This is a genomic window from Kineococcus sp. NPDC059986 (assembly GCF_040702905.1).
Classification (GTDB): Bacteria; Actinomycetota; Actinomycetes; order Actinomycetales; family Kineococcaceae; genus Kineococcus.
On the sequence record NZ_JBFBND010000025.1, the window covers coordinates 1 to 25,140 of the forward strand.

21 protein-coding genes are annotated in these 25,140 nt (G+C 74.0%); 5 read left to right on the plus strand and 16 right to left on the minus strand.

The window, feature by feature from the left end; translation table 11 throughout:
- Positions 1-145 precede the first annotated feature (145 nt).
- On the minus strand, positions 146-442 hold the full coding sequence (locus AB0637_RS17395; RefSeq protein WP_366173813.1) for a hypothetical protein: 297 nt from the start codon (positions 440-442) through the stop codon (positions 146-148).
- Positions 443-572: 130 nt separating this feature from the next.
- On the opposite strand from AB0637_RS17395, the gene AB0637_RS17400 reads away from it, so the two are divergent.
- Complete coding sequence (locus tag AB0637_RS17400) at positions 573-1,196, plus strand: hypothetical protein (RefSeq protein ID WP_366173814.1); 624 nt, start codon at positions 573-575, stop codon at positions 1,194-1,196.
- 175 nt (positions 1,197-1,371) lie between these two features.
- On the opposite strand, the gene AB0637_RS17405 is transcribed toward AB0637_RS17400, so the two are convergent.
- Entirely contained in the window at positions 1,372-1,509 is a 138-nt protein-coding gene (locus tag AB0637_RS17405) for a hypothetical protein (RefSeq protein ID WP_366173815.1), read from the minus strand.
- Positions 1,510-2,116: 607 nt separating this feature from the next.
- Between AB0637_RS17405 and AB0637_RS17410 the strand changes: the two genes are divergently transcribed.
- The 3 genes from AB0637_RS17410 to AB0637_RS17420 all read left to right on the plus strand — a co-directional run bounded on the left by AB0637_RS17410 (position 2,117) and on the right by AB0637_RS17420 (position 4,651).
- Positions 2,117-2,680, plus strand: coding sequence for a hypothetical protein (locus AB0637_RS17410; RefSeq protein ID WP_366173816.1), 564 nt, complete (start codon positions 2,117-2,119; stop codon positions 2,678-2,680).
- A 67-nt stretch (positions 2,681-2,747) separates the two neighbouring features.
- A complete protein-coding gene (locus AB0637_RS17415) occupies positions 2,748-3,923 on the plus strand; it encodes an SMI1/KNR4 family protein (RefSeq protein ID WP_366173817.1) in 1,176 nt (391 codons plus the stop codon).
- A 287-nt stretch (positions 3,924-4,210) separates the two neighbouring features.
- On the plus strand, positions 4,211-4,651 hold the full coding sequence (locus tag AB0637_RS17420; protein WP_366173819.1) for a hypothetical protein: 441 nt from the start codon (positions 4,211-4,213) through the stop codon (positions 4,649-4,651).
- 26 nt (positions 4,652-4,677) lie between these two features.
- Here the strand turns inward: AB0637_RS17420 and AB0637_RS17425 are convergent, their stop codons facing one another.
- From AB0637_RS17425 to AB0637_RS17460, 8 genes are all read right to left on the minus strand, one after another.
- Positions 4,678-4,986, minus strand: a complete 309-nt coding sequence (locus AB0637_RS17425) for a hypothetical protein (RefSeq protein WP_366173820.1) — start codon at positions 4,984-4,986, stop codon at positions 4,678-4,680.
- Between the two features lie 231 nt (positions 4,987-5,217).
- A complete protein-coding gene (locus AB0637_RS17430; RefSeq protein ID WP_366173821.1) occupies positions 5,218-5,904 on the minus strand; it encodes a TetR/AcrR family transcriptional regulator in 687 nt (228 codons plus the stop codon).
- Positions 5,901-7,604 carry an allophanate hydrolase gene (gene atzF / locus AB0637_RS17435; RefSeq protein ID WP_366173822.1) on the minus strand — a complete coding sequence of 568 codons (1,704 nt, stop codon included), beginning with the start codon at positions 7,602-7,604 and terminating at the stop codon, positions 5,901-5,903. The genes AB0637_RS17430 and atzF overlap by 4 nt, the downstream gene beginning before the upstream one ends.
- Complete coding sequence (gene uca, locus AB0637_RS17440) at positions 7,601-11,236, minus strand: urea carboxylase (protein ID WP_366173824.1); 3,636 nt, start codon at positions 11,234-11,236, stop codon at positions 7,601-7,603. The genes atzF and uca overlap by 4 nt, the downstream gene beginning before the upstream one ends.
- Positions 11,233-11,880: an urea amidolyase associated protein UAAP2 gene (locus tag AB0637_RS17445; protein ID WP_366173897.1), complete on the minus strand. Its 648-nt coding sequence runs from the start codon at positions 11,878-11,880 to the stop codon at positions 11,233-11,235. Before AB0637_RS17445 ends, uca begins: the two co-directional genes overlap by 4 nt.
- Positions 11,881-11,924: 44 nt before the next feature.
- Positions 11,925-12,758 (minus strand): urea amidolyase associated protein UAAP1, encoded by an 834-nt coding sequence (locus AB0637_RS17450; protein WP_366173825.1) that lies wholly within the window; start codon positions 12,756-12,758, stop codon positions 11,925-11,927.
- Positions 12,755-14,341 carry an amino acid permease gene (locus AB0637_RS17455; protein ID WP_366173826.1) on the minus strand — a complete coding sequence of 529 codons (1,587 nt, stop codon included), beginning with the start codon at positions 14,339-14,341 and terminating at the stop codon, positions 12,755-12,757. The genes AB0637_RS17450 and AB0637_RS17455 overlap by 4 nt, the downstream gene beginning before the upstream one ends.
- 130 nt (positions 14,342-14,471) lie before the next feature.
- Positions 14,472-16,775, minus strand: coding sequence for an EAL domain-containing protein (locus tag AB0637_RS17460; RefSeq protein ID WP_366173827.1), 2,304 nt, complete (start codon positions 16,773-16,775; stop codon positions 14,472-14,474).
- 192 nt (positions 16,776-16,967) lie between these two features.
- On the opposite strand from AB0637_RS17460, the gene AB0637_RS17465 reads away from it, so the two are divergent.
- Positions 16,968-17,888: a threonine/serine dehydratase gene (locus AB0637_RS17465; protein WP_366173828.1), complete on the plus strand. Its 921-nt coding sequence runs from the start codon at positions 16,968-16,970 to the stop codon at positions 17,886-17,888.
- 10 nt (positions 17,889-17,898) lie between these two features.
- Here the strand turns inward: AB0637_RS17465 and AB0637_RS17470 are convergent, their stop codons facing one another.
- The 6 genes from AB0637_RS17470 to AB0637_RS17495 form a co-directional block, all read right to left on the minus strand.
- Complete coding sequence (locus AB0637_RS17470) at positions 17,899-18,951, minus strand: excalibur calcium-binding domain-containing protein (RefSeq protein ID WP_366173829.1); 1,053 nt, start codon at positions 18,949-18,951, stop codon at positions 17,899-17,901.
- 50 nt (positions 18,952-19,001) lie between these two features.
- Positions 19,002-19,838, minus strand: a complete 837-nt coding sequence (locus AB0637_RS17475) for a carbon-nitrogen hydrolase family protein (RefSeq protein WP_366173830.1) — start codon at positions 19,836-19,838, stop codon at positions 19,002-19,004.
- Between the two features lie 104 nt (positions 19,839-19,942).
- Complete coding sequence (locus AB0637_RS17480) at positions 19,943-21,667, minus strand: SpoIIE family protein phosphatase (RefSeq protein ID WP_366173831.1); 1,725 nt, start codon at positions 21,665-21,667, stop codon at positions 19,943-19,945.
- Positions 21,668-21,745: 78 nt separating this feature from the next.
- Positions 21,746-22,726, minus strand: a complete 981-nt coding sequence (locus tag AB0637_RS17485; RefSeq protein WP_366173832.1) for a hypothetical protein — start codon at positions 22,724-22,726, stop codon at positions 21,746-21,748.
- Between the two features lie 435 nt (positions 22,727-23,161).
- Positions 23,162-23,776, minus strand: a complete 615-nt coding sequence (locus AB0637_RS17490; RefSeq protein WP_366173833.1) for a flavin reductase family protein — start codon at positions 23,774-23,776, stop codon at positions 23,162-23,164.
- A gap of 73 nt (positions 23,777-23,849) precedes the next feature.
- On the minus strand, positions 23,850-24,842 hold the full coding sequence (locus AB0637_RS17495) for a LacI family DNA-binding transcriptional regulator (RefSeq protein ID WP_366173835.1): 993 nt from the start codon (positions 24,840-24,842) through the stop codon (positions 23,850-23,852).
- Positions 24,843-25,140 lie beyond the last annotated feature (298 nt).

The following is a 25,140-nucleotide window of genomic DNA, read 5'->3' on the forward strand; positions in this document are numbered from 1 at the left end:
CGGCTTCGTCCAGGCCGGTGTGAGGTGGGTGGGTCAGGGGGCGTCGGTGGAAGCGGTGGACTGTGCGCTTGTCGTCGAGATCGCGACGTCGCGGCTGCTGGCGACAGCGCTCATAACGCGGGATGACCGGATGTTTGGCTGACGCTCAGGTATGCCCAGGGCGTACGTCAGCGGAGATCTCCGCCGCGTCGAGCGCACGATCCAAGTGCTCGTGCAGCCGCCGACGCAGCAGTAACCGGTCACTCTCGCCGGTCGTAGCTGCCCCGTCGGTCAGGGCTGCATCGTCGAAAACGACGCGCGCTGCACCGGCGTGTTCACCCAGTCCAGACAGATTGATCTCGGCGTGGACCAGAGCTGGCGTCTTCTCCTCGAAAGCGGACCCCTGAAAAGCTGCCTGTCCATCCGTCCTGGCGAACCACCCGGCGGGGCCTGCGTCAGTCATGGGATGAGTATCTACAACCGGTTCCCATCGCGCCCTGGGTGATCCCTGCTCGAAGACCGCGCACAACGCGGGATGACCGTGAACATGGCGGTCGTTGTGCAGCGCTCACCCCGACGGCAAGACTGCCGGGATGCCTCTCCCCATGAGCGTGGCCGCAGCCTTGGCTGCACTCGTTCCCCACGACGCGCTGAGCAACGCCTTCGGAGGACGTGGCCGGAATCCAGGAAGCTTGTCATGGCACCACGAGCTCATCGGCGAACCGGAAGCAGCGACGCTCCTGGGCGCTGCGGTGCCCACCCTGAGCTTTCTGCGGACGCCTGAGCTGGTGGAACGGATCTCCGTCCACCGGGGCCTGCCCACCGAGTCGATGGAGTCTCAGCTCGCCGCGGGTTTTCTGCTGCTGCACTTGCGCGTCACCTACCTGCCCGTGGAACAGACGTGGGAGCAGGCGCTCACGTGGTCGGTGCTGCGCCGGGGTGGCTCGGTCCTGGACATGCGCGAGCAGGACCCCGATCCGCAGCGGCGCCGGCCCTGGCCGCAGCGGGTTGCCAGCAGCCGTGACGCCGGCAGTGGGGACTACACCGTGGTCACGGTAGAGGGGGTGGAAGTGGGGGTTCAGGTCGACACCTCTGGTGTGGTGCACCTGTCGTGGCTGATCTCGCGTGGGGATCGGGTGCTGCTGGTGGGGTTGCTGACGCGTCGGGGTCCGCGGGCTGCGCTGGAGCTCGTCGCTGATGGTGGGTTGCTGGGCTGAGGGGTGATCGGCCCCCGTCCGGATTTGCGGGGATACGCGGGTGTTCTTTGCGCTCGCTCCGGATCCGGTCATCGACATGACCGCGAAGTCCGTGAACGTGATGCCGCTCCATCATCACCAGACCGATCCGCAGCTGACCCGTCCCGAAAACCCCGGCGCTCGGGGCGCGCGAGCCTCACGCGAAGGCGGCCACCGTCTGCGCGGGGGTGAGCCGCTGGAAGGACAACACCGACGGCGCCATCACCCCGTGCGCGCTGAACAGGGCGTAGCCCAGATCGGCGCAGGCCACGAAGCCGCCGGCGTCCCGGTACACCCACAGCGCGTAGTCCTTGCCGCCACCGTGGCCCGGGCCGGGGTCCAGACCCGCGCGTCGCCCAGGGCTGCGGCCACCTGGTGTGCCAGCTGGTCGAAACCCTCGACCCCGCTCTCCGGATCGGCGGAAGGAGGTCCCGTCCACCGGCTCCTCAGATGGGAGCGGACGGCGTGGGTCGACACGGAGGTCAGGGTGTCGTCGACGGTGGTGGCGCCCACGCGAGCCGGGCCAGTGGGCCGGACGCCGAGGCGGGCGATCGTGTCGACGACTGGAGCGGTGGCGCTGTCGTCGGCGGGAGCCAGGCTGACGCGCCACCAATGGTCCTGGTCGACGCCTTCACCGCTCAGGGAGTGCGCAACGTCGACGACGGCCAGACTCTCCAGGGGCACGTCGGCGGGGGCGATGACGTCGAAGTCGAGACCGTCCAGAGACAAGGTCATGGGAACCTGCCTACCGCGTGGGCAGCCCCCGAGGCAGCGACTTCGTCATGAAGATCGCGCACCACTGGAAGATCGTGCGTTGCGCGCACCGCGGGAGGACCGCGAGGTCGTCGCCGTGGCGGTCGGAACGGCGGGAGCGATCTCCACAGGGGAGGTAGCGTCCAGAGATGCCTTCCGGCTTCCCCATCTCCCACGACCCGCAGCGCGACCACCTCTGGAGTCGCGTGGTCGATCTGGTGGACCAGCACCGGGAGCCGGGAAGATCACCGCACCAAGCTGACCGCGATGAGGAGTCCATCACCTGGATCATCGGCGGCCCTGACGGCTCCGAGGCGCACGTGACGGTGCGGGAGCGTCCCTTCCGTGATGTGTCCTTCCGTCGCAGCCGCGGCGAGCCAGGGGTTTGGGCGGAGTTGGAGGTCCTGCGGGTGGGACTGAGCACCCTGCTCGGCTTCCGCGCCGTTCCCGCTGCTGCCGTGGCCCTCGACGAGCAGAGCGAGCGGGACGCCGTGCACGCGGAGGTCTCGGTTCGCGATGACCTGGGGAGTTGGTACACCACCGTCAGCGGCTGGGGAGCGCCCCCGGACGTGGACTGGTGTTGGCGCTTCAACGCGCCGCCGTCTGGGGCCTCCCGCCTGTGGGTGACCGTGACGGATCGGGGCGAGCTGTTCGCGGAGTACGTGGCCGAACTCCAGCAGGGCGGCTGCTCGCCCGACCCGGTGGCTCGCTGACGTGCTCTGGACGGTTCTTGCCGCCGAGGTGACCACGCCGGCAGGAGTCACCTGGTAGGTAGAGGGTGTGCTGAGTCACCTGAGCCTGCGGCAGCTGCTGGAACGGTGGAACGAGGAGGTCCTGACCATCTCCGACGCCGGTTCGAGAACCGTCACCGCGCAGATGCGTGACCGCCGGTGGATCGGATCGCCACCGGCGACGCCGGCCGAGCTCGCGGCCTGGGAGCGGAGCACGGGGTTGTCGCTGCCACCCTCGTACCGCGCCTTCGCTCAGATCAGCAACGGGTGGCCCCTGGTCGACTTCGACTACGGGGCCGTGCGGCCCGTCGCTGAGATCGGTCGGGTGCGCGACCTGGAGCCGGGACTGCTCCAGGCGTGGGAAGACAGCTTCGACGAGGACGACACGGCCGACGACGAGAGCGAGCTCCGTGATGACGAGGTGCCGTTGCTGCGTCGCTGTCTGCTCCTCAACGACGGTTCTGACAACTTCCTCCTGGACCCCGGACACACGAGCACGGACGGGGAGTGGGCCACGTGGGACTTCACCAACTGGTACCCCGGCGCCGCCAACGGTGCCCCGTCCTTCCGTGCGGGGTTGGAGAGGCACTACGCCAGCTTCGTGAGGTTCGACGCCTCGGACAGCGTGAGCCGCACGGAGATCGCCGACCTGGTCGAGCAGGCCTACCGCACCAGTCTGGCCGGAGGCGAGACCGGCGACGTCTTCAAGCGTGCCCAGGACTACGGCGACCTCCGAGCGGAGGTCCTGGAGGTGCAGATCCAGGTGCTGCGGGAGGTCCAGGGCGCGATCGGGCGGGTCGAGTCCTTCGATCCACCGGTGGGAGAACCTGACCCCGTGCTGCGGTACGAGCTGTGGCCGATGCTGGTGGCGAGCCTCCGCGAGCGTGCGCCCTGGCAGGACTCTTCGCTGGGCATCTTCTTGCGGCGGTTGTCCGAGCCCCACCGTGCGGTGGTGCGCGACCTCGTCGCCCGCTCGGAGCGGGAGGGAGGACTTCTCGCCGACTTCTCCTACTGCCCGGTGTTCGACCGCGCGGTGCAGCAGGCGCGCAGCCTGGTGCGTGGTGGCCGTCGCCACGAGGCCTGCGACCACCTGCTCGCGGCTCTGCCTGCCTGGCGACCGCTCTCGCCGCTGCACCTGGCCCCGTTGGGGGTGCTCTGGGACCGCGAGCTGGCGCAGGTCGTGAGTCCTCGCCGACTCCTCACCACGGCGCGAGCCCGTGAGTGACGGATCACCACCCGCTGACTCGAGCTCAGGCCGGCACGGACGCCGTCCCTCGACGACAGCAACCACCCGGTCCTGAACCGGCTGCTCGTGGACGTCCCGCCCGCGGCGCTGCACGGGTGAGTTCACGAGCCCTGGACCACTGCCGGTGCACCTCGCGCGGAGCGCCACGACCGTGACGTCGGCCGCCGACGTCGTCGCGGGACCCACAGGCGCCGTTCCGGCCTCCTCGCCCCTCGACCTGTGGACGACGCCCGGGACGGGTCGGCGATCGGCGGCACGCTGCCGCCATGTCGCTCCCGCACCCCACCCTCCTGTCCCCCGTCCGCACCCCCGAGGAGCTCACCGCGCGGTGGGCGCTCATCGCCGCGCTCGGCGCCGACCCGGACGACCCCGCGGTCGACGACGCGGTCGCGGGCTCGGACCTGTGGGTCCAGCTCCTCGACGCGCAGGGCCGGCAGCAGTCCGCCCTCGTCGTCGTGCAGGGCCTGTCGCCGGACCCGGACGAGGAGGTCGCCCAGAGCCTCGCCGGCGTGCTCGGGCACCTGCTCGCCGAGCACACCGCCGGAGTCGGCTCGGTCGCCTTCGCCCTCGTCCCCGCGCGCACCCGCGAGGTCGTCGCCGCGGACCTGGCGTGGGCGCAGAGCCTGGCCCAGGCCTGCCGGGACGAGCACGTCGAGGTGCTGGGGGTGCACCTCGTCGTGGGCACGGACGCCCACCGCGTCCTGTGACGGGCCCGCGGGGACGCGCTGCGGGATCAGCCGACGGGTGCGGGCACCGCCGGCGCGGGTCGGGCCTGCTGGCGCGGGTTGGGCCGGCGCGCGGCCTCCTGCATCGACATCCCGCTGATCGCGTCGCACAGCTCGGGCAGGGTCTCCAGGACCTGCTCGGCGACCTCGAGGGGCACGGCCTGCGGCGACAGGATGGTCACCGTGACCTTGCCGCGGCTGCTCGGTCCCTGGGACACGAAGCACCCCGGCACGCGCTCGGCGATGCCGGAGATGAAACCGTTGAGGTCGCGGACGCCGATCGGCCTCGTCGTCTCGATGGACAGCACAGTCTTCATCGCGCTCCTTCGCAAGGTGGCCGTGGGCGACACCGACCGCTCGGTCGGGGGCCTCGCACACCGGTTCGTCGTCCGGACGTCGTCCGGGGTGGTCATCGAGTGGGTCACGGTGACCCGCACGGGCGTCTCACCTCCCCCGCTCTGTCGGCACGCACCGGCCCCGTCCACACCGACCGTCGCCCGAATCACCCTGAACGGACCAGCGTGGACGGCGTGCGGACCGGACCGACGTCAGTGGCGACCGGCGGCGGCGGGCGCGGCCAGGGCGTCGCGGACGGCGCGACCGCCCGCGACGGCCGCCGCGAGCTGGTCCCCCGTGACCCCGCAGGCCCCGAGGCAGGCGGCGGCGACCTGCTCGGGCAGCTGGGGGGCCGAGGGCAGCGACGCGGTCATCTCGACGAGGTGCAGGCACACCTGCCCCAGGACGTCCGCGTCCACGGGGTGCCCGGCCGGGGCGACGTCGCGGACCAGCTCGGCGTACACCGCGCCGAGCTGGCGGCGGTGCGCGCGGAACTGCTCGAAGCGCGGCTGCTGGACCTCCGGGGCCACGTAGAGCGCCGGGATGCCCAGGGGACCGGCCAGCAGCGTCCCCACGTCGACGACCACGAGCGCGTGCAGCGCCCCGGCCGCGTCCGGCGCGCGCGACCGCAGCGCGTCGACGACGTCGAGGGTCGGGCGGACGGACGCCTCGAGCAGCTCGAGGAGGATCTCGTCCTTGCCCGCGAAGTGGTGGTAGAGCGAGGCCTGCCGGATCCCGACCCGGTCGGCGATGGCGCGCGTCGACGTCGCCGCGAAACCGGACTCGGAGAACAGCGCCGCGGCCGCGTCGAGGATCTCCTGCCGCGGCGTGCGGCCGTCGTCGGCGGCACCACGGCTGCGGGGGCGCCCGACCCGGCCCGTCCCCCCGCGCTCGCTCACCCCGCCGATGCTGCCACGACCTCTCGCGCCAGGGCCGCCCGGGCGGCGAGCCAGAACCCGTGCGCGGTGATCTCCCGCGCCCCCTCCAGGGCGGCCGGTTCGGCGAGGAAGGAGCGCACGACGCGGCCGTCGTCGAGGGTCACGGCCCCGATCGTCATGGGCTGCGGCAGGGCGGCGACGAACGCGCCGAACCCCGACGCCGGCAGCCGCCACACCTCGCCCTGGACGCTCGACCCCGCCCGGTCGCGGACCATCCCCGGTTTCGGGGGGACGGTGTCGAGGGCGTACAGCCGGTACTCCGGGGCGGTGGCCGCGGGCCCGACGAACGTCGCGCCGGCGGCGACGAGTTCGGGGTGCAGGGGCTGACCGCTCAGGTGGGCGCCGACGACGAGCAGGTCGACCGGCACGTCCGCCCAGCCCTGCGCGAGCGCCGCCAGGGTGCGGTCGCTGAAGGCCGGACCCGTCAGCATCACGCCGAACGGCAGGCCCGCCACCGTCCCGGCGGGGACGGCGAGCGAGGCCATGTCGAGCAGGTTCGCGAAGTTCGTGAACCGGCCCAGCCGCGCGTTGGCCCCCACCGGGTCGGCCGCGACCTCGGCCAGGGTGGGGTGCCAGGTCGTCGTGGGCGTCAGCAGCGCGGTGGTGCCCGCGAGCAGGTCGCGGGCTCGGGCCGCGAGGACGTCGAGGCGCTCGCGGTCGCGGAACACGTCCACGGCCGTGACCTCCTCCCCCGCCCGCACGATGGCGGCGACGGTCGGGTCGAGGTCGGTGCCCACCAGGTCGGGGTGCGCCGCGAGGTGCGCACCCACCGCGGCGGTCCGCTCGGCGACGAACGCGCCTCCGTAGAGCAGCCCGGCCGCCTCCAGCAGCGGGGCGACGTCCACCTCGACGACCTCGGCGCCGCTCGCGCGCACCCGGTCCACGTACCGGCCGAACGCCGCGGCCCAGCCGTCCGCGAGGCCCTGCAGGTGCTCGGCGGTCGGCACGGCGATCCGCGGCCGAGCCGGTGGTGCCGGCAGCGGGGCGTCCACCCGCGCGAGGGGGTCGTGGCCGTCGGGCCCGGCGAGCTCCTCGGCCACCCGGCGGGCGGTCGCGAGGTCGCGGGCGAAGACCGTGACGCAGTCCAGGCTGCGGCACGCCGGGACGACGCCGGTGTTCGGGACCAGACCGCGTGTGGGTTTCACGCCGACGATCCCGTGCAGGGCCGCGGGCACACGCCCGGACCCGGCCGTGTCGGTGCCGAGCGCGACGTCGACGAACCCGAGGGCGACGGCGACGGCCGACCCGGAACTGGACCCGCCGGAGATCCGGTCGGGCGCGAAGGCGTTGCGCACCGCGCCGTGGGGGCTGCGGGTGCCGACGAGACCGGTCGCGAACTGGTCGAGGTTCGTCTTGCCCAGGACGAGGGCCCCCGCGGCGCGCAACCGCGCCACCGCCGTCGAGTCCCGCTCGGGCCGGTAAGCGAACGAGGGGGCCGCGGCCGTCGTCGGCAACCCCGCGACGTCGATGTTGTCCTTGACCGCGACGAGCGTGCCAGCGAGCGGTGCGCCCGGGTCGACGGCGGCGGCCTCGGCGAGCACGTCCTCGAGGGAGCGCAGGGTGATCCACACCTCCGGCCGGTCGGCGGCGGCGATGCGGTCGTAGGCCTGACGGACCTTCGACTCGAGCGGGTCCACGAGCGGGTTCACGCGAGACGTCATGCGGAGACCCCTTCCAGCGGTCGGACGGAGAACAGCACCTGGCCCGCCGTGACGGCCTCACCGGGTTTCACGTACACCTCCAGCAGTTCCCCCTCGACGGGCGCGGTCACGGCCGTCTCCATCTTCATCGCCTCCAGCGCCAGGACGCGGTCACCGTCGCCGACCGCGGTCCCCGCGGCCGCGGACACCTGCCAGACGGTCGCCGCGAACGGCGCCTCGACCCCGACCGCACCGGCGGGCAGGTCGACCGGCCCGGCCGCCACGGCGGGCGCGGGTTCGGGACGGACGTCGAACTCCCCCGAGGCGCGCCAGCGGTCCTTCTCGGCCTCGAACGCGGCCGACTGCTGCGCGCGGAACGCCTCGATGGAGTCGGCGTTCGCGGCGAGGAACGCCTCGTGCTCGGCGAGGGAGAACTCCCCCTCCTCGGTGTCGACGGGACCGCGGCCGGCGTCCGTCTCGGCGCGCAGTTCGAGGAGCTCCTCGGCGGACACGGGGTACCACTCGATGCGGTCGAAGAACCGCAGCGCCCACGGGTCCTGCGCGAACAGCCCCCCGCGGCGGAAGCGGTTCCACACCTGCGTCGTGCGGCCCACGAACTGGTACCCGCCGGGCCCCTCCATGCCGTAGATGCACAGGTAGGCGCCGCCGATGCCGACGGAGTTCTCCGCCGTCCACGTGCGGGCGGGGTTGTACTTCGTGGTGACGAGGCGGTGCCGCGGGTCCAGGGGCGTCGCGACGGGCGCCCCGAGGTAGACGTCACCCAGTCCGAGGACGAGGTAGCTGGCGTCGAAGACAGTGCGGAACACGTCGTCGACGGACTCCAGACCGTTGACGCGCCGGATGAACTCGATGTTCGACGGTGTCCAGGGGGCGTCGTCGCGGACGCCGGCCATGTACCGCTCGATGGCCAGGTGCGTCGCCGGATCGTCCCAGGACAGCGGCAACCGCACGCGCCGGGACGGCACGACGAGGTCGCTCGTCGGCGGCAGCGCGTCGTCCAGTTCCCGCAGCAGCCCCACGAGGCGGGAGGCCCGCAGGACGCTCGCGTCCGTGTGCACCTGCAGGGACCGGATGCCCGGGGTGATGTCGAGGATCCCCGCCGGGCGGTGCTCCTCCAGGGCGCGCATGAGGGCGTGCACGCGCATCCGCAACCCGAGGTCGAGGACCATGTCGCCGAATTCGACGAGGACGTTGTCGTCGCCGTCGCGGCGGTACGTGGCCGACGGGCGGGTGGGGGTGCCGGGCACGCGGGCCAGGACCCCGTCGTCACCGTCGCCCCGGGAGGACGCGGCGAGGTCGTTGCGCCGCAACCGGGGTGCGGCCGCGACCTCCTCGCGGACCGGGACGAACCGGACGCGGTCGCCCGGCCGCAGCTGCCCCAGCTTCCACAGGTCGCCGGACGTCACCACGGCGGGGCAGACGAAACCGCCCAGGGACGGGCCGTCGGGGCCGAGCAGGATCGGGGTGTCGCCCGTGAAGTCGACGGCACCCACGGCGTACGGGGTGTCGTGGATGTTCGACGGGTGCAGCCCCGCCTCACCCCCGTCGGTGCGGGCCCAGCGCGGCCGCGGACCGTCGAGGCGGACGCCGGTGCGGGCGGAGTTGAGGTGGACCGCGTACTCGGTCGCGTAGAACTCGTCGAGGTCGGCGCGCGTGAAGAACTCCGGGGCGCCGTGCGGCCCCTCGGTCACGGCCACCACCCAGTCGTGGGTGAACTCCGGCCGGCGCTCGGCCGGGACGGGGCCGGTGATGGTCGTGAACCCCTGCCCCTCGGGGACGCCGGGGCGCAGCACGTCCCCGGCCTGCAGGGCACGGCCGCCGTGACCGCCGAACCCGCCGAGGGTGAAGGTGGACGCGCTGCCGAGGTACAGCGGCACGTCGAGGCCGCCGCGGACCGCGAGCGCGAGGCGCAGGCCCGGCCCGGCCGCGGTACCGACGGCGAGCACGCCGCCGGCGGGGACCTCGACGGGTTCCCACTGCGGGACCGCGACCCCGTCGAGCGTCACCGGGGCGGCCGCGCCGGTGACGCAGACGACGGCGTCGGTGGAGAACCGCAGCGTCGGGCCCGTGGCGGTGATCTCCAGCCCGGGCGCGGTCGGCGGGTTCCCGACGGCGAGGTTGGCCTCGCGCAGCGACAGCGGGTCCATGGGTCCGGACGGCGGCACACCGACCTGCCAGTACCCCAGGCGACCGGGCAGGTCCTGCACGGTCGTCATCGCCCCCGGCGCGAGGACGTCGATGCGCGGGTCGGGGTCGCGGCCCGTGTCGATCCCCGTCGTGGGGCCGACGTCGAGCGTGGAGGTGGAGTGGGTGGCCGAGCGCAGCGGCAGGTCCTCGACGAGGGAGCGCAGCAGCCCGAGGTTCGTCACGACGCCGTCGACGCGGGAGGCGGTGAGGGCCTCCCCCAGCAGGTCGAGGGCGGCGTCCCGCCCCGGGGCGGCCGCGACGACCTTGGCCAGCAGGGGGTCGTAGAACGGGGTCACCTCGGTGCCCGTCTCGACCCAGCCGTCGACGCGGACGCCGGACATCTCCGGGAACTGCGCGTTCGTGACGAGCCCGGGGCACGGGGCGTCCTGCTTGGCGGGGTCCTCGGCGTACACGCGGGCCTCGACCGCGACTCCGGTCGCGGTCCACTCCCGGTCCAGGGCGTCGCGGACGACGGGGTCGGCGGCGCCGTCGCGCGCGAGCCGCAGCATGAGCTCGACGAGGTCGACCCCGTAGGCGAGTTCGGTGACGGGGTGCTCGACCTGGAGGCGGGTGTTCACCTCGAGGAACGCGGCCTCCTCCCGGACGGGGTCGTAGACGAACTCGACGGTGCCGGCCGACCGGTAGCGCACGGAGGCCATGAGGTCGGCGGCCGTCCCGGCGATGCGCGCGCGGACGTCGTCCGGCAGCGCGGGGGCGGGTGCCTCCTCGACGACCTTCTGGTTGCGCCGCTGCAGCGAGCAGTCGCGGTCGCCGACGACGGCGATGCCGCCGAGCCCGTCGCCGAACACCTGCACCTCGACGTGCCGGGCGGGCCGGACGAGCCGCTCGAGGAACACCCCCGCCGAGCCGAAGTTCGCCGACGCCAGCCGCACGACGCGGTCGTACGCCTCGCGGACCTCGGCGGCCGTCGCGCAGGCCTGCATCCCGATGCCGCCACCACCGCCCGTGGCCTTGAGCATGACGGGCAGGCCGACCGCCTCGGCCGCGGCGACGGCCTCGTCGGCCGAGGCGAGCAGCCCCGTGCCGGCCAGCAGCGGGACCTCCGCCGCGGCCGCGAGTTCCCGCGCAGTGTGCTTGCTGCCGAACGCGGTGATCTGCTCGGGGGTGGGGCCGACGAAGGCGATGCCGGCGGCCTCGCACGCGCGGGCGAACTCGACGTTCTCGGACAGGAACCCGTACCCGGGGTGGACGGCGCCCGCACCGGTGGCGATGGCCGCCTCGAGCAGGGCGTCGGTGCGCAGGTAGGACTCGCGCGCGGGCGCCGGGCCCAGCCGGACGGCGGTGTCGGCCTCGCGGACGTGCGGGGCGGCGCGGTCGGCGTCGGAGTACACGGCGACGGTGCGCAGGCCGAGGTCACGCGCGGAGCGCAGGACGCGGCGGGCGATCTCGCCGCGGTTGGCGACGAGCAGGGTGTCGAAGGTCACTGGGGAACTCCTGCGGGGGCGGTGACGAGCATGCGCAGCGGTGTCGGGTTGAAGTCGTTGCAGGGGTTGTTGACCTGGGGGCAGTTCGAGACGACGACGAGCAGGTCGACCTCGGCGCGGAACGCGACGCGCTTGCCGGGGCCGGAGATGCCGTCGACGATGCCGAGCGAGCCGTCCGGTTCGACCGGCACGTTCATGAACCAGTTGAGGTTCGAGACGAGGTCGCGGGCCGACAGGCCGTGCCGGGCCCCCTCGGCGAGGAAGTTCTCCCGGCAGCCGTGCTGGTGCATCGTGTGGTGGCCGTACCGCAGGGTGTTGGACTCCTTGCCGCAGGCGCCGCCGATGGTGTCCTGGCGCTCGACCTCGTTCGCGACGACGGTCGCGAGGGGGCTGCCGAACTGGCTGCGCAGGACGGTGCCCGTGCGGACGTAGGCGTTGCCCTGCCAGGCCAGGGTGTCCGGGACGCTGTAGCGCTCGCTGCGGTCGGCGTCGGAGAACAGCAGGCAGTCCGCGGACTGGTTGCCGCCCACGTCGACGATCGTCAGGACGTGCCCGGCGCGGACGACGGCGGACCAGGGGGCACGGGGGGCGACGCGCTCGTCGAGGACGACGTCTCCTTCGACGAGCGGGGAACCCCACTCCAGGGTCGTCGTGTCCGGGGTCGTGTCGGTGGTCGAGGTGGGGCTGGTCACAGTCCTCGTGCCTCCGCGTGGTCGAGGGTGTTGAGGTAGGCGCGGTGCAGTTCCGGTGTGCGGGTGAATCGTGGGTCGGCGGGCGAGGTGGGCGCGGACCGCCAGGCGTGGATCCGCAGCGGTCCGACGGTGAACTCCGGGCGCGGGTCCAGCGGGTGCGCCGTGTTCGCCACGAGCACGACGAGCGGGAGTTCGGCGAGCAGCTCGACCTCGGCGGGACCGGCCGACCCGAGCCAGCGGAACCCACCGTCGGCCTCCACGCGAACCCCCTGGAAGAAGCTCACGCTCGGGGGCAGGTCCCGGGGTTCCAGGCCCTGCTTGGCGGCGGCGAGCGTGAACAGCGCCCGCCCCGACGGGCTCGGTCCCTCGGGGGCGGCGTCGCCGTAGCGGTGGACGTTCCAGGCGTCGGACGTCGTGCCGCAGAACGCGTCGTGGTGCCCGGAGGTGTCGCCGACGACCGTGGCGAGGACCCGGCCGTCCCCGGACAGGAGGGGGTGGCCGTCGCCGAGGTAGGCCTGCCACGGGATCTTCTGCGTGTCGGCGACGTTGAGCCGCTCCCACGGCGCGAGCGCCGAGAACAGCAGGACGTGCGCGCACGCGTCTCCCGTGACGTCGGACAACCGCAGGCGGGTCCCCCGGGTGACGACCTTGGAGGTGTAGCCGCCGGGGGCGACCGTCTCGGCCCACGTGAGGAGGGTCGGGTCGACGTCGGCGGGGGCGTGCGGGGAGGTCGCGGCGGGCAGGTACGGCATCCAGTCCGACGTCGTCCCGCCCTGGGCGCGGGCGTCGTCGCGGGCGGCGAGGACGGTCGCGGTGTTCCGGTCGGTCATGCGGGTTCCTCCACGCGGTCGGTCTCGGCGGGGGCGGCGACCTGCAGCTTCCCCAGGACGATGGCGCCGCCGTGGCGGATGCGGTTGCGGCGGTGGACGAGGACGCCCACGAGCACCGTGGCGCCGATGAACAGCAGCGCGCTGTACTGCAGCCACCAGGTGCCGCCGGTGAGGTCGTAGACGCCGGCGCGGGGCCAGGCGAGGTTGACGACCATGACCGTCTGGTAGACGACGGCGAGGACGTTGACCGGGACCCCCCAGCGCCCCAGGGAGAACAGCGGCCGGCCGAACTCGTCGGTGCCCGAGGGGAGTTCCCCGCGCAGCCGGCGGACCAGCAGCGGCAGCGTGACGCCGAGGTAGGCCAGGTAGAGCATCGCGATGCACAGGCTGGCCAGGGCCGTGAAGACGGCGCTCTGGTCCCAGTTGACGGCGAGGGCGATCGCCGCGCCGACCCCGACGAGGACGGCTGCGCCGATGGGGGTTCCGGTGCGGACGGAGACGCGGCCGAACACCGAGGCGAAGGGGAACGCGCGTTCACGGGCCATCGAGTAGACCATGCGCGAACCGGACGTCTGGACGGCGAGCGTGCACACGACGACGGCCACGGCGACGCACACCAGCAGCAACCGGCCGCCGACGTCGCCGAGGCGGGCCGTGAGGACCCCGGCCAGACCAGCGGAGGCGAGCGAACCGTCGGTGAGGCTGGGGGCCGCGATGACGCCGCCGACGAGCAGGAGGGCACCGCCGACGCCGGAGACGACGAGGGCGCGCAGGATGGTCCGCGGGGTGGTGGCGCGCGGGGCGCGGGTCTCCTCGGACAGTTCCCCGGCCGAGTCGAAACCGACCATGACGTAGGCCGCCATGAGGGAACTGGCCAGCCAGAGCCCGAGGTAGTTCCCCTCGCCCGCACCGGCGGACGTCATGACGACGGAGGGGCTGCGCTCGGCGTGGCTGAACAGCGCCACGACGAGGGCGACGACGCCGATGATCTCGATGACGACACCCGCGGAGGTGATGACGGCCATGAGCCGGACGCCGACGGCGTTGACGACCGTCGTCACGACGAGCAGCAGGACACCGAGGACGACCGCGTTCTGGGCCCCGGTGGCCGAGACGGGTGAGGAGTCCGCCCCGGACCCGCCGACGAGCTGGAAACCCGACCAGATCGTCGGCAGCACGGCCTGCAGGGCGATGGCGGCGGTGGCCACCGTGAGGACCTGGCCCACGACCATGATCCAGCCGGTGAACCAGCCGACGTCCGTGCCGGCGAGGCGGCTGGACCACTGGAACACGGCACCCGAGATGGGGTAGCGGGCGGCGAGTTCGGCGAAGCAGAGGGCGACGAGCAGCTGACCGGCGAAGACGGTCGGCCACGTCCAGAAGAACCCGGCGCCACCGAACCCGAAGCCGAGGCCGAAGAGCTGGAACACCGTCGTGAGGATCGAGACGAACGAGAACCCTGCGGCGAACGAGGCGAACGGGCCGACGTTGCGGCGCAACTGCTGGCGGTAGCCGAACCCGCCGAGGTCGCTGCTGTCGGGCGCCGTCCGGTCGGGCCCGGAACGAGGTGCGGGAACGGACATCGTCGATCCCTCCGGTCGGTGGAGCTCGGATACCTGTCACTCGACAGGTATGGCTCCGAGTCTGTCCGAGCCGGTGTTTCCGCCGTGTTTCACCGCCGTGAAACCTTGATGTCGCGGGACGGGTCCCGGCTCACCCCCCGGCGGTGAGGGCCTCCGGGCGGGGGGTGCGCGGCGACGGAACGGCCCCGTACCGCGCGGCGTACCACGCCTCGAAGGCGCGTGCGGGCAGCGGCCGCGCGTGCAGGAAGCCCTGCGTCTCGTCGCACCCCAGCCCCGTCAGCGCCGCCAGGGTGTCCTCGTCCTCCACGCCCTCGGCCACGACCCGCAGCTGCAGGGCGTGGGCCAGGCCGATGGTGTGGGCGACGATCGCGGCGACCCGCGGGTCGGTGAGCAGGTCGACCGTGAAGGCCCGGTCCAGCTTCAGCTCCCCGACGGGGAGCTGGCGCAGCTGCGTGAGCGAGGAGTAGCCCGTCCCGAAGTCGTCGATGCTGCCCTGGACCCCGAGGGCCCGCAGCGCCTCCACGACCGCGAGGCTGCGCTCGGGTTCGCGCAGCAGCGCCGTCTCCGTCACCTCCAGGACGAGGGAGCTGGCCGGGACGCCGTGCCGGTCCAGGAGGGCCGCGACGGTCGCCGGCAGCGAGGTGTCGAGGAGCGTGCCCGCCGAGAGGTTGACCGACACGCGCACGGCCAGTCCCCCACGGCGCCAGGCCGCCTGCTGGGAGACGGCCTGCCGCAGCACCTCCCGCGTCACGGCGTCCATGAGGCCGTGCGTCTCGGCGAGGTCGAGGAACTCCGCCGGCCCCAGCAGACCGCGCGTCGGGTGCTCCCAGCGGACGAGCGCCTCGACGCCGGACAGCGTCCCGTCGGCGGTGTGCAGCTGCGGCTGGAAGTGGACCCGGAGCTGCCCGGCGGCGATCGCGTGCCGGAGCTCGGCGACGGTCGACAGCAGGCCCTGCGTGTCCCCGTGGCGGGCGGGGTCGTACGTGACGACGCACGCCCCGGTCCCCTGCCCGGTCCGCTTGGCGTCGTACATGGCGCTGTCCGCGCGGCGCAGCAGGAGCGCGGCGTTGGTGCGCGCCGCGCCGGACGACCCCGGCGTCCAGGTCGTGCGGCCCACGCTGAGGTCGGCGTGGACGCTGACCCCGCCGACGGCGAACGGTTCGCGGCGGGCGGCCTCGAGCACGGCGAGGACGCGGTCGCCCACCGGGCCGTCGTCGCTCACGACGACGAACTCGTCACCGCCCAGGCGGGCCAGCACGGCGGCCGGCGGCAGGTCCGGCGCGATGCGCTGGGTGAGCATCTGCAGCAGCCCGTCCCCGGCGCTGTGGCCGAGGCTGTCGTTGACCTCCTTGAAGTGGTCCAGGTCGAAGACGAGCACCTGGACACCGGCGGCGGGACGGTCGCCGCCCTCCCCCCGGTCCGTCCCGCGCTCGGCGAGCAGGTCCTCCAGGTGGCGCAGCAGCGCCCGACGGTTGGCCGTGCCCGTGAGGTCGTCGGTGAGGGCCTCGCGGCGGCTGACCGCCAGCTGCGCGAGTTCGAAGAGGTTGACGAGCAGGCGCACGCTCGACCCGAGGACGCCCACGAGCGCGCAGAGGGCCAGTCCCCGCGGGGCTCCCGTCAGCAGCACCAGCGTCGCGACGGCGAGCCCGGCCGTGACGACGACGAAGGACCCGACGGTCGACTTCACGGGGTCCGACGACCCCGTCGGCTCGAAGCGGGCCCGCAGGACCGCGGCCGCGGCCAGCGCCACGAGCCCGGCGGACCACAGCGGCAGGGCCCAGGCCGGGCGCGCCCCGCCGTCCACGAGGGCGGCGAGCCCGCCGGACCCGGCGAGGGCGTAGGCGGCGAAGACGAGCCAGATCCGCACGTCGCGGTGCAGCCGTCCGGTGAAGGCCGCCGTGATCGCCGCCCCCAGCAGCACGAAGACGCAGGCGTTCTGCAGCACCAGGAGCTGCTCGGGCCACGCCGCGGATCCCAGGAACCCCGAGGTCACGCCGTCGCCGTCGTGCAACGCCACGCCCGCGCCGATGAGCGCGGCGACGACGAGGACGGCGCTCGTCCCGTTGAGCAGGTCGTCGGGGTCGACCCCGGAGCTGCGCCGGCTCCAGCGGACCAGGGCCCGGTAGGCCAGCGGGAAGGTGAGCCCCGCGCAGACCGCCCCGGGGACGTCGGCGAACGCGCGCAGCTCGGGGACGGCGACGCACGCCGCCGTGGCCACCGCCCCGACGCCGTAGAGGAGGCACCCGGCGCTGAACATGCGCCAGACGAGGCGTTCGGCGGCGGACGTCCGGGCCCGCCAGGCGACCACCCGCCAGGTCGCGGTGACCGCGACCAGCGCCATCGTGAAGCGCACGAGCGGCCACGACCCGCCGACGGCGAAGGCCGCCGGGACCTGGGCCAGCGCCGTGACGAGGAGGAGACCCAGCGTCGACACCGGCGGCCGGCGACAACCGTCACCCAGCGCCGACCTGGCGGGGCGGAGGAGGGCGTCGAGGTCCGGGAACGGCACACGGGTGTCTCGACGCAACCGTCACCGATCCTGAGACGTGGAGCCGCGCGTCACCCGTTCCGGTCAGCGGTGCCACCCGGCGTCCGCCGCGGCGCCGCCCCCGGGCAGGATCGCGGGGTGGTCACCCTCACCGCCGCCGACGTCACCGCCGCCGCCGTCCGGACCGCGGGACGGGTCCGGCGCACCCCCGTCCTGCAGGTCGGGCCCGCGCTGTGGCTGAAGCTGGAGCAGCTGCAGCACACCGGCACCTTCAAGGCCCGCGGCGCCTTCAACCGCCAGCTCGCGGCGCAGGAGCAGGGGGAGCTCGACCCCCGGCGCGGGGTCGTCGCCGCCTCCGGCGGGAACGCCGGGCTGGCCCACGCGCACGCCGCGGCCGAGCTCGGGGTGCCCGCGACGGTCTTCGTCCCCGAGACGGCGCCGGCGGTCAAGGTGGGCAGGCTGCGCGCGCTGGGGGCCGACGTCCGGTCGGTGGGCAGCGAGTACGCGCGGGCGTACGAGGCGGCCGTGGAGTTCGCGCGCGAACGCGGAGCGGTGTTCTGCCACGCCTACGACCAGGTCGAGGTCGCCGCGGGCGCCGGGACCCTGGCACTGGAACTCGTCGAGGACCTCCCCGCCCTCGACACCGTCGTCGTCGCGGTCGGCGGCGGTGGGCTCTTCGCGGGCGTCGCCGCCGCCCTCGAGGGCCGGGCCCGCGTGGTCGCCGTGGAACCCGAGGGGGCCCCCACCCTGCACGCCGCCCTGGCCGCCGGGGCACCCGTCGACGTCCCCGTCGGGGGCGTGGCGGCCGACTCCCTCGGCGCCCGGAGGATCGGGGACCTGGGGTTCGACCTCGCGCGGCGCACCGGGCCCGTGAGCCTGCTCGTCGACGAGGACGCCGTCCGCGCGGCGCGGCAGGACCTCTGGTCCCGGTTCCGCGTCGTCGCCGAGCACGGGGCCGCGACGGCGTGGGCCGGGCTCCAGGCCTACGAACCCCGGCCCGGGGAACGCGTCGCCGTCGTCGTGTGCGGTGCGAACACCGACCCCTCGGACCTGCGCTGAGGCCGGCGCCCTACTCGCAGGCGACGCCGTCCCCGTCCCGGTCGAGCGCCGGACGGTAGCCGGGTTCGCCGCGGTACAGGGGTGCTGCGCCGGCGGCTCGAGCGGCCGCGCAGTTCGCGTAGTACGTGCCGCTGGGCGGGGCCGGCGTCGGTGCGGGTGCCGTCACGGAGGCGACCGTGCGGTTGACGAGCGCCCCCGTCGCCGCGGACCACTCGACGAAACCCCGCTGGAAGTCGACGCGCAGACCCCCGGTGACGGGGTGCTCGTCGCTCACGGGGTACCCCAGGGACCCGTTCTCGTAGCCCGTCGTCGCGTACGCCTCGAGGAACGCCCCGCAGAGCGCGTGGGCACCCGAAGCCGGCGACCAGTACGCGGTCCCGCCCTGGAAGCGCTGGTACACACCGCCTCCGGTGGTCGGCAGTTCCTGCGTGGCGGGGTAGCCGAGGCAACCGCCCTCGTACCCGGTCCGGGCGTACACGTCGCGGAAGGACCCCGAGACCGTGTGCGCCCCCGTGGACGGGGACCAGTACGCGACCCCGCCCTGGAACAGCTGGAACACCCCGCCGCGGATCGGCACCTCCTGGGAGGTGGGGTAGCCGAGGAAACCGTTCTCGTACCCGAGGGAGGCGAACAGCTGCAGGAACGACCCCGTCACCGAGTGCGCTGCCGTGCCCGGCGACCAGTAGAGGGTTCCGCCCTGGTAGCCCTGGAACACCCCGCCGCGGGCGATGCGGCTCTCCCCCGACGTCGGGTACCGCAGGAACCCGTTCTCCCAGCCGGTCGAGGCCCACAGGTCCCGGAACGAGCCCGAGACGTCCCAGGCGCCCGACGCGGGGCTCCAGTAGACGGCGCCGCTGCGGAACGTCGCGAACGTCCCCGTCGCCGTCGGCTGCTCGCACGCGGTGAGCGGACCCAGCGGACCCGCCGCCCCGCCGAGCTGGTCCCACCGGGCCTGCACGGCCGGCTGCAGGCAGTCCGCGGCCTGCGCCGCACCCGCCGTCCCCGCACCCCCGGCGACCCCTGCCAGCAGCGCCAACGCCGCCGCGAACCCTCGTCCCCGCACGTCGTCCCCCTCGTCTCCCGCCGCTCCGTCGCGGCGTCCTCCGGGAGACCCTAGAGCTTTCCGGTACCCGGTGCGGGCGGAACGCCCGGATCGGCCGCCGACCTGGACCCCGGGCGGAACTCCGGCCGCAGGTCGTCGAGGTAGGGGTTCTCGCGACGGGCGGTACGGACGACCTCGGCGTCGACGTCGGCCACGAGGAGGGCCTCGCCGTCGGCGTCCGCGACGGCCAGCACCTCCCCGGACGGGGCGCAGACGCTCGAGCGCCCCACGTACCGCAGGTCGCCCTCGGACCCGGAGTGGTTCACGTAGGCCACGTAGACCTGGTTCTCCCACGCGCGCACCCGGATCAGGTGCTCGGCGACGAACGCGAACGGTTCCATCTGCGCCGTCGGCACGACGACGAGGTCGGCACCGGCCAGCGCGGCCGCGCGGACGGTCTCGGGGAACTCGACGTCGTAGCAGACGAGGAACCCCAACCGGATCCCCTCCAGCTCCGCCGTCACGACGGGGATCCGCCCCGGGACGAACATCGCGCGGTCCAGGTCGCCGAACAGGTGCGTCTTGTCGTAGCGGACGACGCGTCGGCCACGGTCGTCCAGCAGCAGCACCGAGTTCGTCACCCCCACCCCTGACTCCGCGGGCTGCGGCAGACCGACGGCGAGCGCGAGCCCGTGCCGCGCAGCGACCTCGGCGGTCCGCTCCTCCAGGGGTTCACGGGCCAGGTGCTTGACGCGCGCCCCGATGTCGTACCCGGTGAGGAACATCTCCGGGGTCACGAGGAGCCGGCACCCCGCGGCGGCCGCCCGGGCGGCCGCGGCGTCCAGCACGGCGAGGTTGGCGTCGACGTCGCCGGGAGTCCCGGCGTGCTGCAGTCCGGCGATCCGCACGGTGCTCCTCGGTGGTCGGCCAGTCCAGACGGGTCGACGGACAGCCTGGGGTACGCGGAGGCCCGGTGACCAGCGTCGTTCCGTCGCCGCCGAGGACGAGGGGGCTACGCGGTGACTCCGGAGGGGTCGGCGGCGACGTGGAGGGCGAGCAGGGCGACGTCGTCCTCGAGGTCCTCCCCGGTGAGGGCGAGCAGGCCGTCGCAGAGGTGGTCGGCCACCGGTCCGACGCGCTCACGGGCGAGGTCCGCCGTCGCCTGTGCCAGCCAGTCGAGGCCGCGCTGCAGGTGCACGCCCCGGCGCTCGACGAGTCCGTCGGTGGTGAGGACGACGGAGGACCCGGCGGCCAGGACGACCTCGTGCTCGAAGCGCACCGTCGCCGGTTCCAGTCCGAGCAGCAGGTTGGACTCCGCGTCGAGGTAGCGGGCGGCCCCGTCGGGGGCGAGGAGCAGCGGCGGCGGGTGCCCGGCGTTCGACCACCGCATCCGGACGGTGCCGGACTCGCTGCGCACCTGGGCGACGACGAGGGTGGCCAGCACTCCGACGCGCAGGTCCGCCACCGCCCGGTCGAGCGCCGTGAGGACGGCAGCCGGACCCGCGTCGGTCGCGTGGGCGATGCCGCGCAACAGGTTCCGCAGCTGCGCCATCGCGGCGGCGGCCTGTTGGTCGTGTCCCGTGACGTCGCCGATGACGAGGTTCAGCTCCCCGCCGGCCGTGGTGAACACGTCGTACCAGTCCCCGCCGACGCGGGTGTGGTGGGAAGACGGCACGTAGCGCACCGCGACCTGGAGGTCGTCCTGCGCGGGAGGGGTCCACGTGAGCAGCGTCTTCTGCAGGGTTTCGGTGAAGCGCGCCGCGAGCGCGCCGGCGGCGGCCTCCGCGGCGCGGGCCGCGAGGCGTTGCAGCGCCTGGGAGGTGAGGGCGGCGAACGCGACGAGGAGACGTTCCTCGGCCTCGCGCCACTCGTGGGGTTCGGCGAACGCCACCGACAACGCCCCGACGACGGTCCCCCCGGCCCCGTGCAGGGCCACGGAGGCCGAGGCCTCCGTCCCCGTGCGGGCGTAGATGTGCGCGGCGTCGGGGAACTCGGGAACCGTCGCGGCGAGGTCGGGCAGGAAGTGGGAGCGACCCGTCGTCGAGGTGTCCACGAGCGGCAACCGCACCGACGGAGGCAGGTGGGCGACGTCGGCGAGGAACTCGGCGTCGAAGGCCGTCGCCAGGGTGCGGACACCGGGTCGGTCGTGGTCCAGGAGGGCCAGGCCCATGGCCTGCGCCCCGAGCAGCGGCGTGCCCCGGTCGGTGACGACCTGCAGGACGGCGGACTCCGTGTGGGCCTCGCCGAGGTCGGTGGCCACGGCGACCAGCCCGGCCATCGCCGCCGCGTCGAGGACCTGCTGGTGGGCGGCGGCGCGGGCCTCGGTCACGTCGGCGTTGGTCCCGAGGAGCCGGACGACGTGGCCGTCGGTGTCGACGAGGGCCTGGCCTCGGGCGTTCACCCAGTGCTCGCTGCCGTCCGGCCAGCGGGTGCGGAACTCCACCTCGACGGACCCGGCCGTCGCCACCGACTCCTGCAGGACACGGCTCAGGCGTTCGCGGTCCCGCGGGTCGACGGCCGCGTCCACGTCGGCGATGGTCCCGGTGACGGTCCGACCCTGGAAACCGAAGATGGCGGTGCTGCGGGCGTCCCAGAGGATCGCGCCGGTCGCGGGCTCCCACTCCCAGAGGCCGAGCTGGGCCGCTTGCAGCGCGACGGCGAGACGGGTCTGCCCGACGTCACCGAGTGACGACGCGGGCCCCGTTCCGGTGACCTCGTCGGGGCTCCGGCCGTTCACCCTTGGCACAGTAGGCCCGGCGGGGGTGAGGGACGACTCGGAGCGGCCCCGCCGCACCTCACCCCCTGCGGCCCGGTCCTACGGGACGTTGCGACAGCGCAGGACGAACTCCACCGCCGGCACCGGTGCGGCCGGGACGTGCAGCGCCACGGAGAACTCGCACGCCCCCTCGGCGGCCCAGCCGATGCGCGTCTGCCCCTGGCGGGAGTGCTGCACCCCGAGGTGCCGGCCTCCCACGGTCACTCCCGTGTACCCGCCCGCCGGTTCGAGCAGGGAGGTCGACCGCCGTCGGCGACCCCCCGCCGGCCGCGGCCACGGCATCCAGTCGAGCGAGCCGCCCACGACGTCGTCCATGAGCCACAGCTCGTCCACCGTGGTCCGGGTCAGGTCGACGCCGACGGGCAGCCAGGCCAGGACGAGGGACAGCTGCCACGGTTCCCCGTTCGGGATCGTGGAGCCCCGCTCGGGCAGGGGGTGGTCCCCCTCCTCCTCCCAGAAGTTGCGGTGGCGCAGGCAGACCAGCTCGACGTCACGGCCCTCGGTGGGCAGGACGGGCAGCGCCCGCCCGAGCCACCGCTCCACCTCGTCGCGGTCGTGCCGCAGCATCTGCCGCGCGATCGCGTCGCGGCGCCGCTCCGCCTCGTCCGCCGGTGGCCGCGGGGGGAAGGCCCGGCGACCGTGCACGACCCCGGGGCGCAGGGCCCCGAGGACGCGGACGAGGTGGTCGCTCAGGGGCAGTTCGGCTACCGGGTGGGGGTTCGCGTGCGCGGCCCGGGCGATGTCCGCCTCCTCGTCGGCGGCGGGGAACAGCCCGAGTTCGGGCTGCCTCCACCCGTCGCCGCCCGGGGACGGGGGCAGTTCGCGGTCGGCGTCCGTCCAGTCGTACAGGGGACCGACCCACGCCATCGAGGACCGGGTGGACATCCGGCCGTCCGGCAGTCGCGCTCGGTCGTACCGCACGTGGGCCTGGGTGCAGGCGCTCACGGCGGCCAGCACCGACGCCGTGGTGGGCCGGTCGAGGTCGCGCAGTTCCGTCAGGAGGTCCACCGGAATGCCCACGGCCAGGCTGGCCGCGATGCGCAGGAGGGGCAGGTCGCGCCGCGGCTGGTCGAGGTCGTGGGGTTCGACGCCGAACGGTCGGTCGTCGCCGAGGCGGGCACCTAGGCTGCGAGTGGCGAGGGGACCTCCGTGCTCGGCCGCCGCCAGGGCCCGTTCCCAGTCGACCGTCGCGCGGGGACGGGACTCCGGGTCGTCGGGGTGGGGTGGTCCGAGGTGGATGAACCCCTCGCGGTCGAGGGCGAGGAGCCAGTCGCCGGTGCGGCGCAGGAGTCGGACGGCCGCGGGCGGGCCGCTCAGCTCGTTGAAGGCCAGTTCGAGGGTGGTGCAGAGTTCGTCGTGCTCGAGTCCACTGCGTCCGGGCGCCAGGAGCGTCTCCTCTCGGGGTGGTCTCCGTTCCGGGGACGGAGCTCCACCTCGAGGGTACGAGCGGGCGGCCTACCGCGCGTCCGGCCGCGTCATGCGCAGCCGCTGCTCCGCGCTCAGCGTGAAGTAGTCGGCCGGCCCCCCGCCGCGCAGCAGCGGGTCGGCCGCGAGGGTGTCGAAGACGCCGTCCACGAGGAGCGACTCGTCGAGGTGGATCTGGACGACCTCCCCGAGCACGAGCCAAGCCCCGACGCCCTGCTCGTCGACGTCGGTGAGCTCCTGGATGCGCGTGACGCGGCACTCGAAGGCGACGGGGCTCTCCGCGACGCGCGGCGGGCGGACCAGGGCGGAGGCCTGCGGGGTGAGACCGGCGAGGGCGAACTCGTCGACCTCCGGACCCACCGACGCGGACGTCTCGTTCATCGCCTCCGCGAGGGAACGCGTCGCGAGGTTCCAGACGAACTCCCCGGTCGCCTCCGCGTTCGACACGCTGTCCTTGTGGCCCGTGCTGGAGAACCCGACGATGGGCGGGCGGTAGTTCAGGAGGTTGAAGAAGCTGTACGGCGCGAGGTTCCGCGTGCCGTCGGCCGTGACCGTCGAGACCCAGCCGATGGGGCGCGGGGCCACGATGGAGTTCAGCGGGTCGTGCGCGAGGCGGTGGCCCTCGCGGGGGCTGTAGGAGTGCACGGGTCGGGACGCTACCCGTCGTTCCGCCTCGCGCGACCCGGTGTCCGGAGGCCCGTCGCGGCCGGGGTGCGCGTCAGGACGAGGGCGGGGCCGTCGTCCCCCGGACGATGAGCCGGGTGGGGAACGGGCCTGCCTCGCGGACGGGCCGCCCCGCCAGGAGGTCCAGGACCGCCATCCCCGCGGCCTGGCCCAGCGCCTCGGGGTCCTGCGCCACGGTCGTCAGGTCGGTGAGCTCGGCGAGCGGGTGGTCGTCGATGCTGATCATGGAGATCTGCCGGGGGACCTCGATGCCCGCCCGGCGCAGGCTCCGGACGGCTCCGAGGGCCACCTCGTCGGAGAACGCGAAGACGGCGCTGGGCAACCGGCGGCCGGACAGCAGCCGGTCCATGCCCTGCGCGCCGCCGCGGGAACCACCAGACCAGGAGACGACGAGGTCCTCGTCGACCGGAACACCCGCGGCGTCGAGAGCCGTGCGGTAACCGGTTTCCCGGTCGCGCTGGGCCTGCCACGCCCGGTCCGAGGCGGCGACGGTGTTGAGCAGGGCGATGCGCCGGTGCCCCAGTTGGAGCAGGTGGTTCACGGCCTGCTGCGCGGCGAGCACGTCGTCGATGGCCACGTACGGGACGGTGTCGGAGTGGCTGCCGGCCGCGACGACGTGGACGCCGGCGTCGGTCAGCTTCCCCAGTTCCACGGGCGACAGCGCGATGGCGACCACGACGACCGCATCCACCTTGCGGCGCAACGGCATCGTCGCGAAGAACTCGATGCGGTCGTCGGGGTCGTCGACGCACCGCACGAGCAGGTCGAGGTTCACGGGCCGGAGTTGCCGTTCCAGGCCCAGCACGACGGAACTGCAGTACCAGGTGGGCAGGTCGTGCAGGACGACCGCGACGCGACCGGTGGCGCGACCGGCCAGGGCGGCCGCCTCGGGGTTGATGACGTAGTCGAGTTCGGCGGCCACGGCGCGGATGCGGTCCCGCGTACCGGGGCTGACACCCTCCAGCCCCCGCAAGGCCCGCGAGACCGTCCCGAGCGAAACCCCCGCGCGCTCGGCGACGTCGGCCATCCGAACCTCCGGAACAGGGGGCACGGGTTTGCGCAAGGGCTGTCGCGACGTCGCGGGCATACCCGGATTCGACCACCGTTGAGGCCCCCGGTCCACCCTCGAAACCCCGGAACGGGTCCCACAATCGTGTGCGTTACCAACTTGCAACACAAGCGCTTGTGTACTCCTCACCTGCGAAGACGCTTCCACAAGCGGTTGCGTGAAAGCGACTTGCGCGTTGACGACCCTGGACGGCGGGTGTGTAGTTCTCCCGTCGGACCGGGTTCGCTGTGGAGCCCGGCCTGGGGGTCGCCCGGCA

Excerpts from the sequence above, each read along its gene's own strand:
- atzF (WP_366173822.1), bottom strand. The coding sequence starts at position 7,604 with ATGACGTCTCGCGTGAACCCGCTCGTGGACCCGCTCGAGTCGAAGGTC.
- AB0637_RS17410 (WP_366173816.1), top strand. The coding sequence starts at position 2,117 with ATGCCTTCCGGCTTCCCCATCTCCCACGACCCGCAGCGCGACCACCTC.
- AB0637_RS17420 (WP_366173819.1), top strand. The coding sequence starts at position 4,211 with ATGTCGCTCCCGCACCCCACCCTCCTGTCCCCCGTCCGCACCCCCGAG.
- AB0637_RS17395 (WP_366173813.1), bottom strand. The coding sequence starts at position 442 with ATGACTGACGCAGGCCCCGCCGGGTGGTTCGCCAGGACGGATGGACAG.
- AB0637_RS17455 (WP_366173826.1), bottom strand. The coding sequence starts at position 14,341 with ATGTCCGTTCCCGCACCTCGTTCCGGGCCCGACCGGACGGCGCCCGAC.
- AB0637_RS17495 (WP_366173835.1), bottom strand. The coding sequence starts at position 24,842 with ATGGCCGACGTCGCCGAGCGCGCGGGGGTTTCGCTCGGGACGGTCTCG.
- AB0637_RS17425 (WP_366173820.1), bottom strand. The coding sequence starts at position 4,986 with ATGAAGACTGTGCTGTCCATCGAGACGACGAGGCCGATCGGCGTCCGC.
- AB0637_RS17450 (WP_366173825.1), bottom strand. The coding sequence starts at position 12,758 with ATGACCGACCGGAACACCGCGACCGTCCTCGCCGCCCGCGACGACGCC.
- AB0637_RS17400 (WP_366173814.1), top strand. The coding sequence starts at position 573 with ATGCCTCTCCCCATGAGCGTGGCCGCAGCCTTGGCTGCACTCGTTCCC.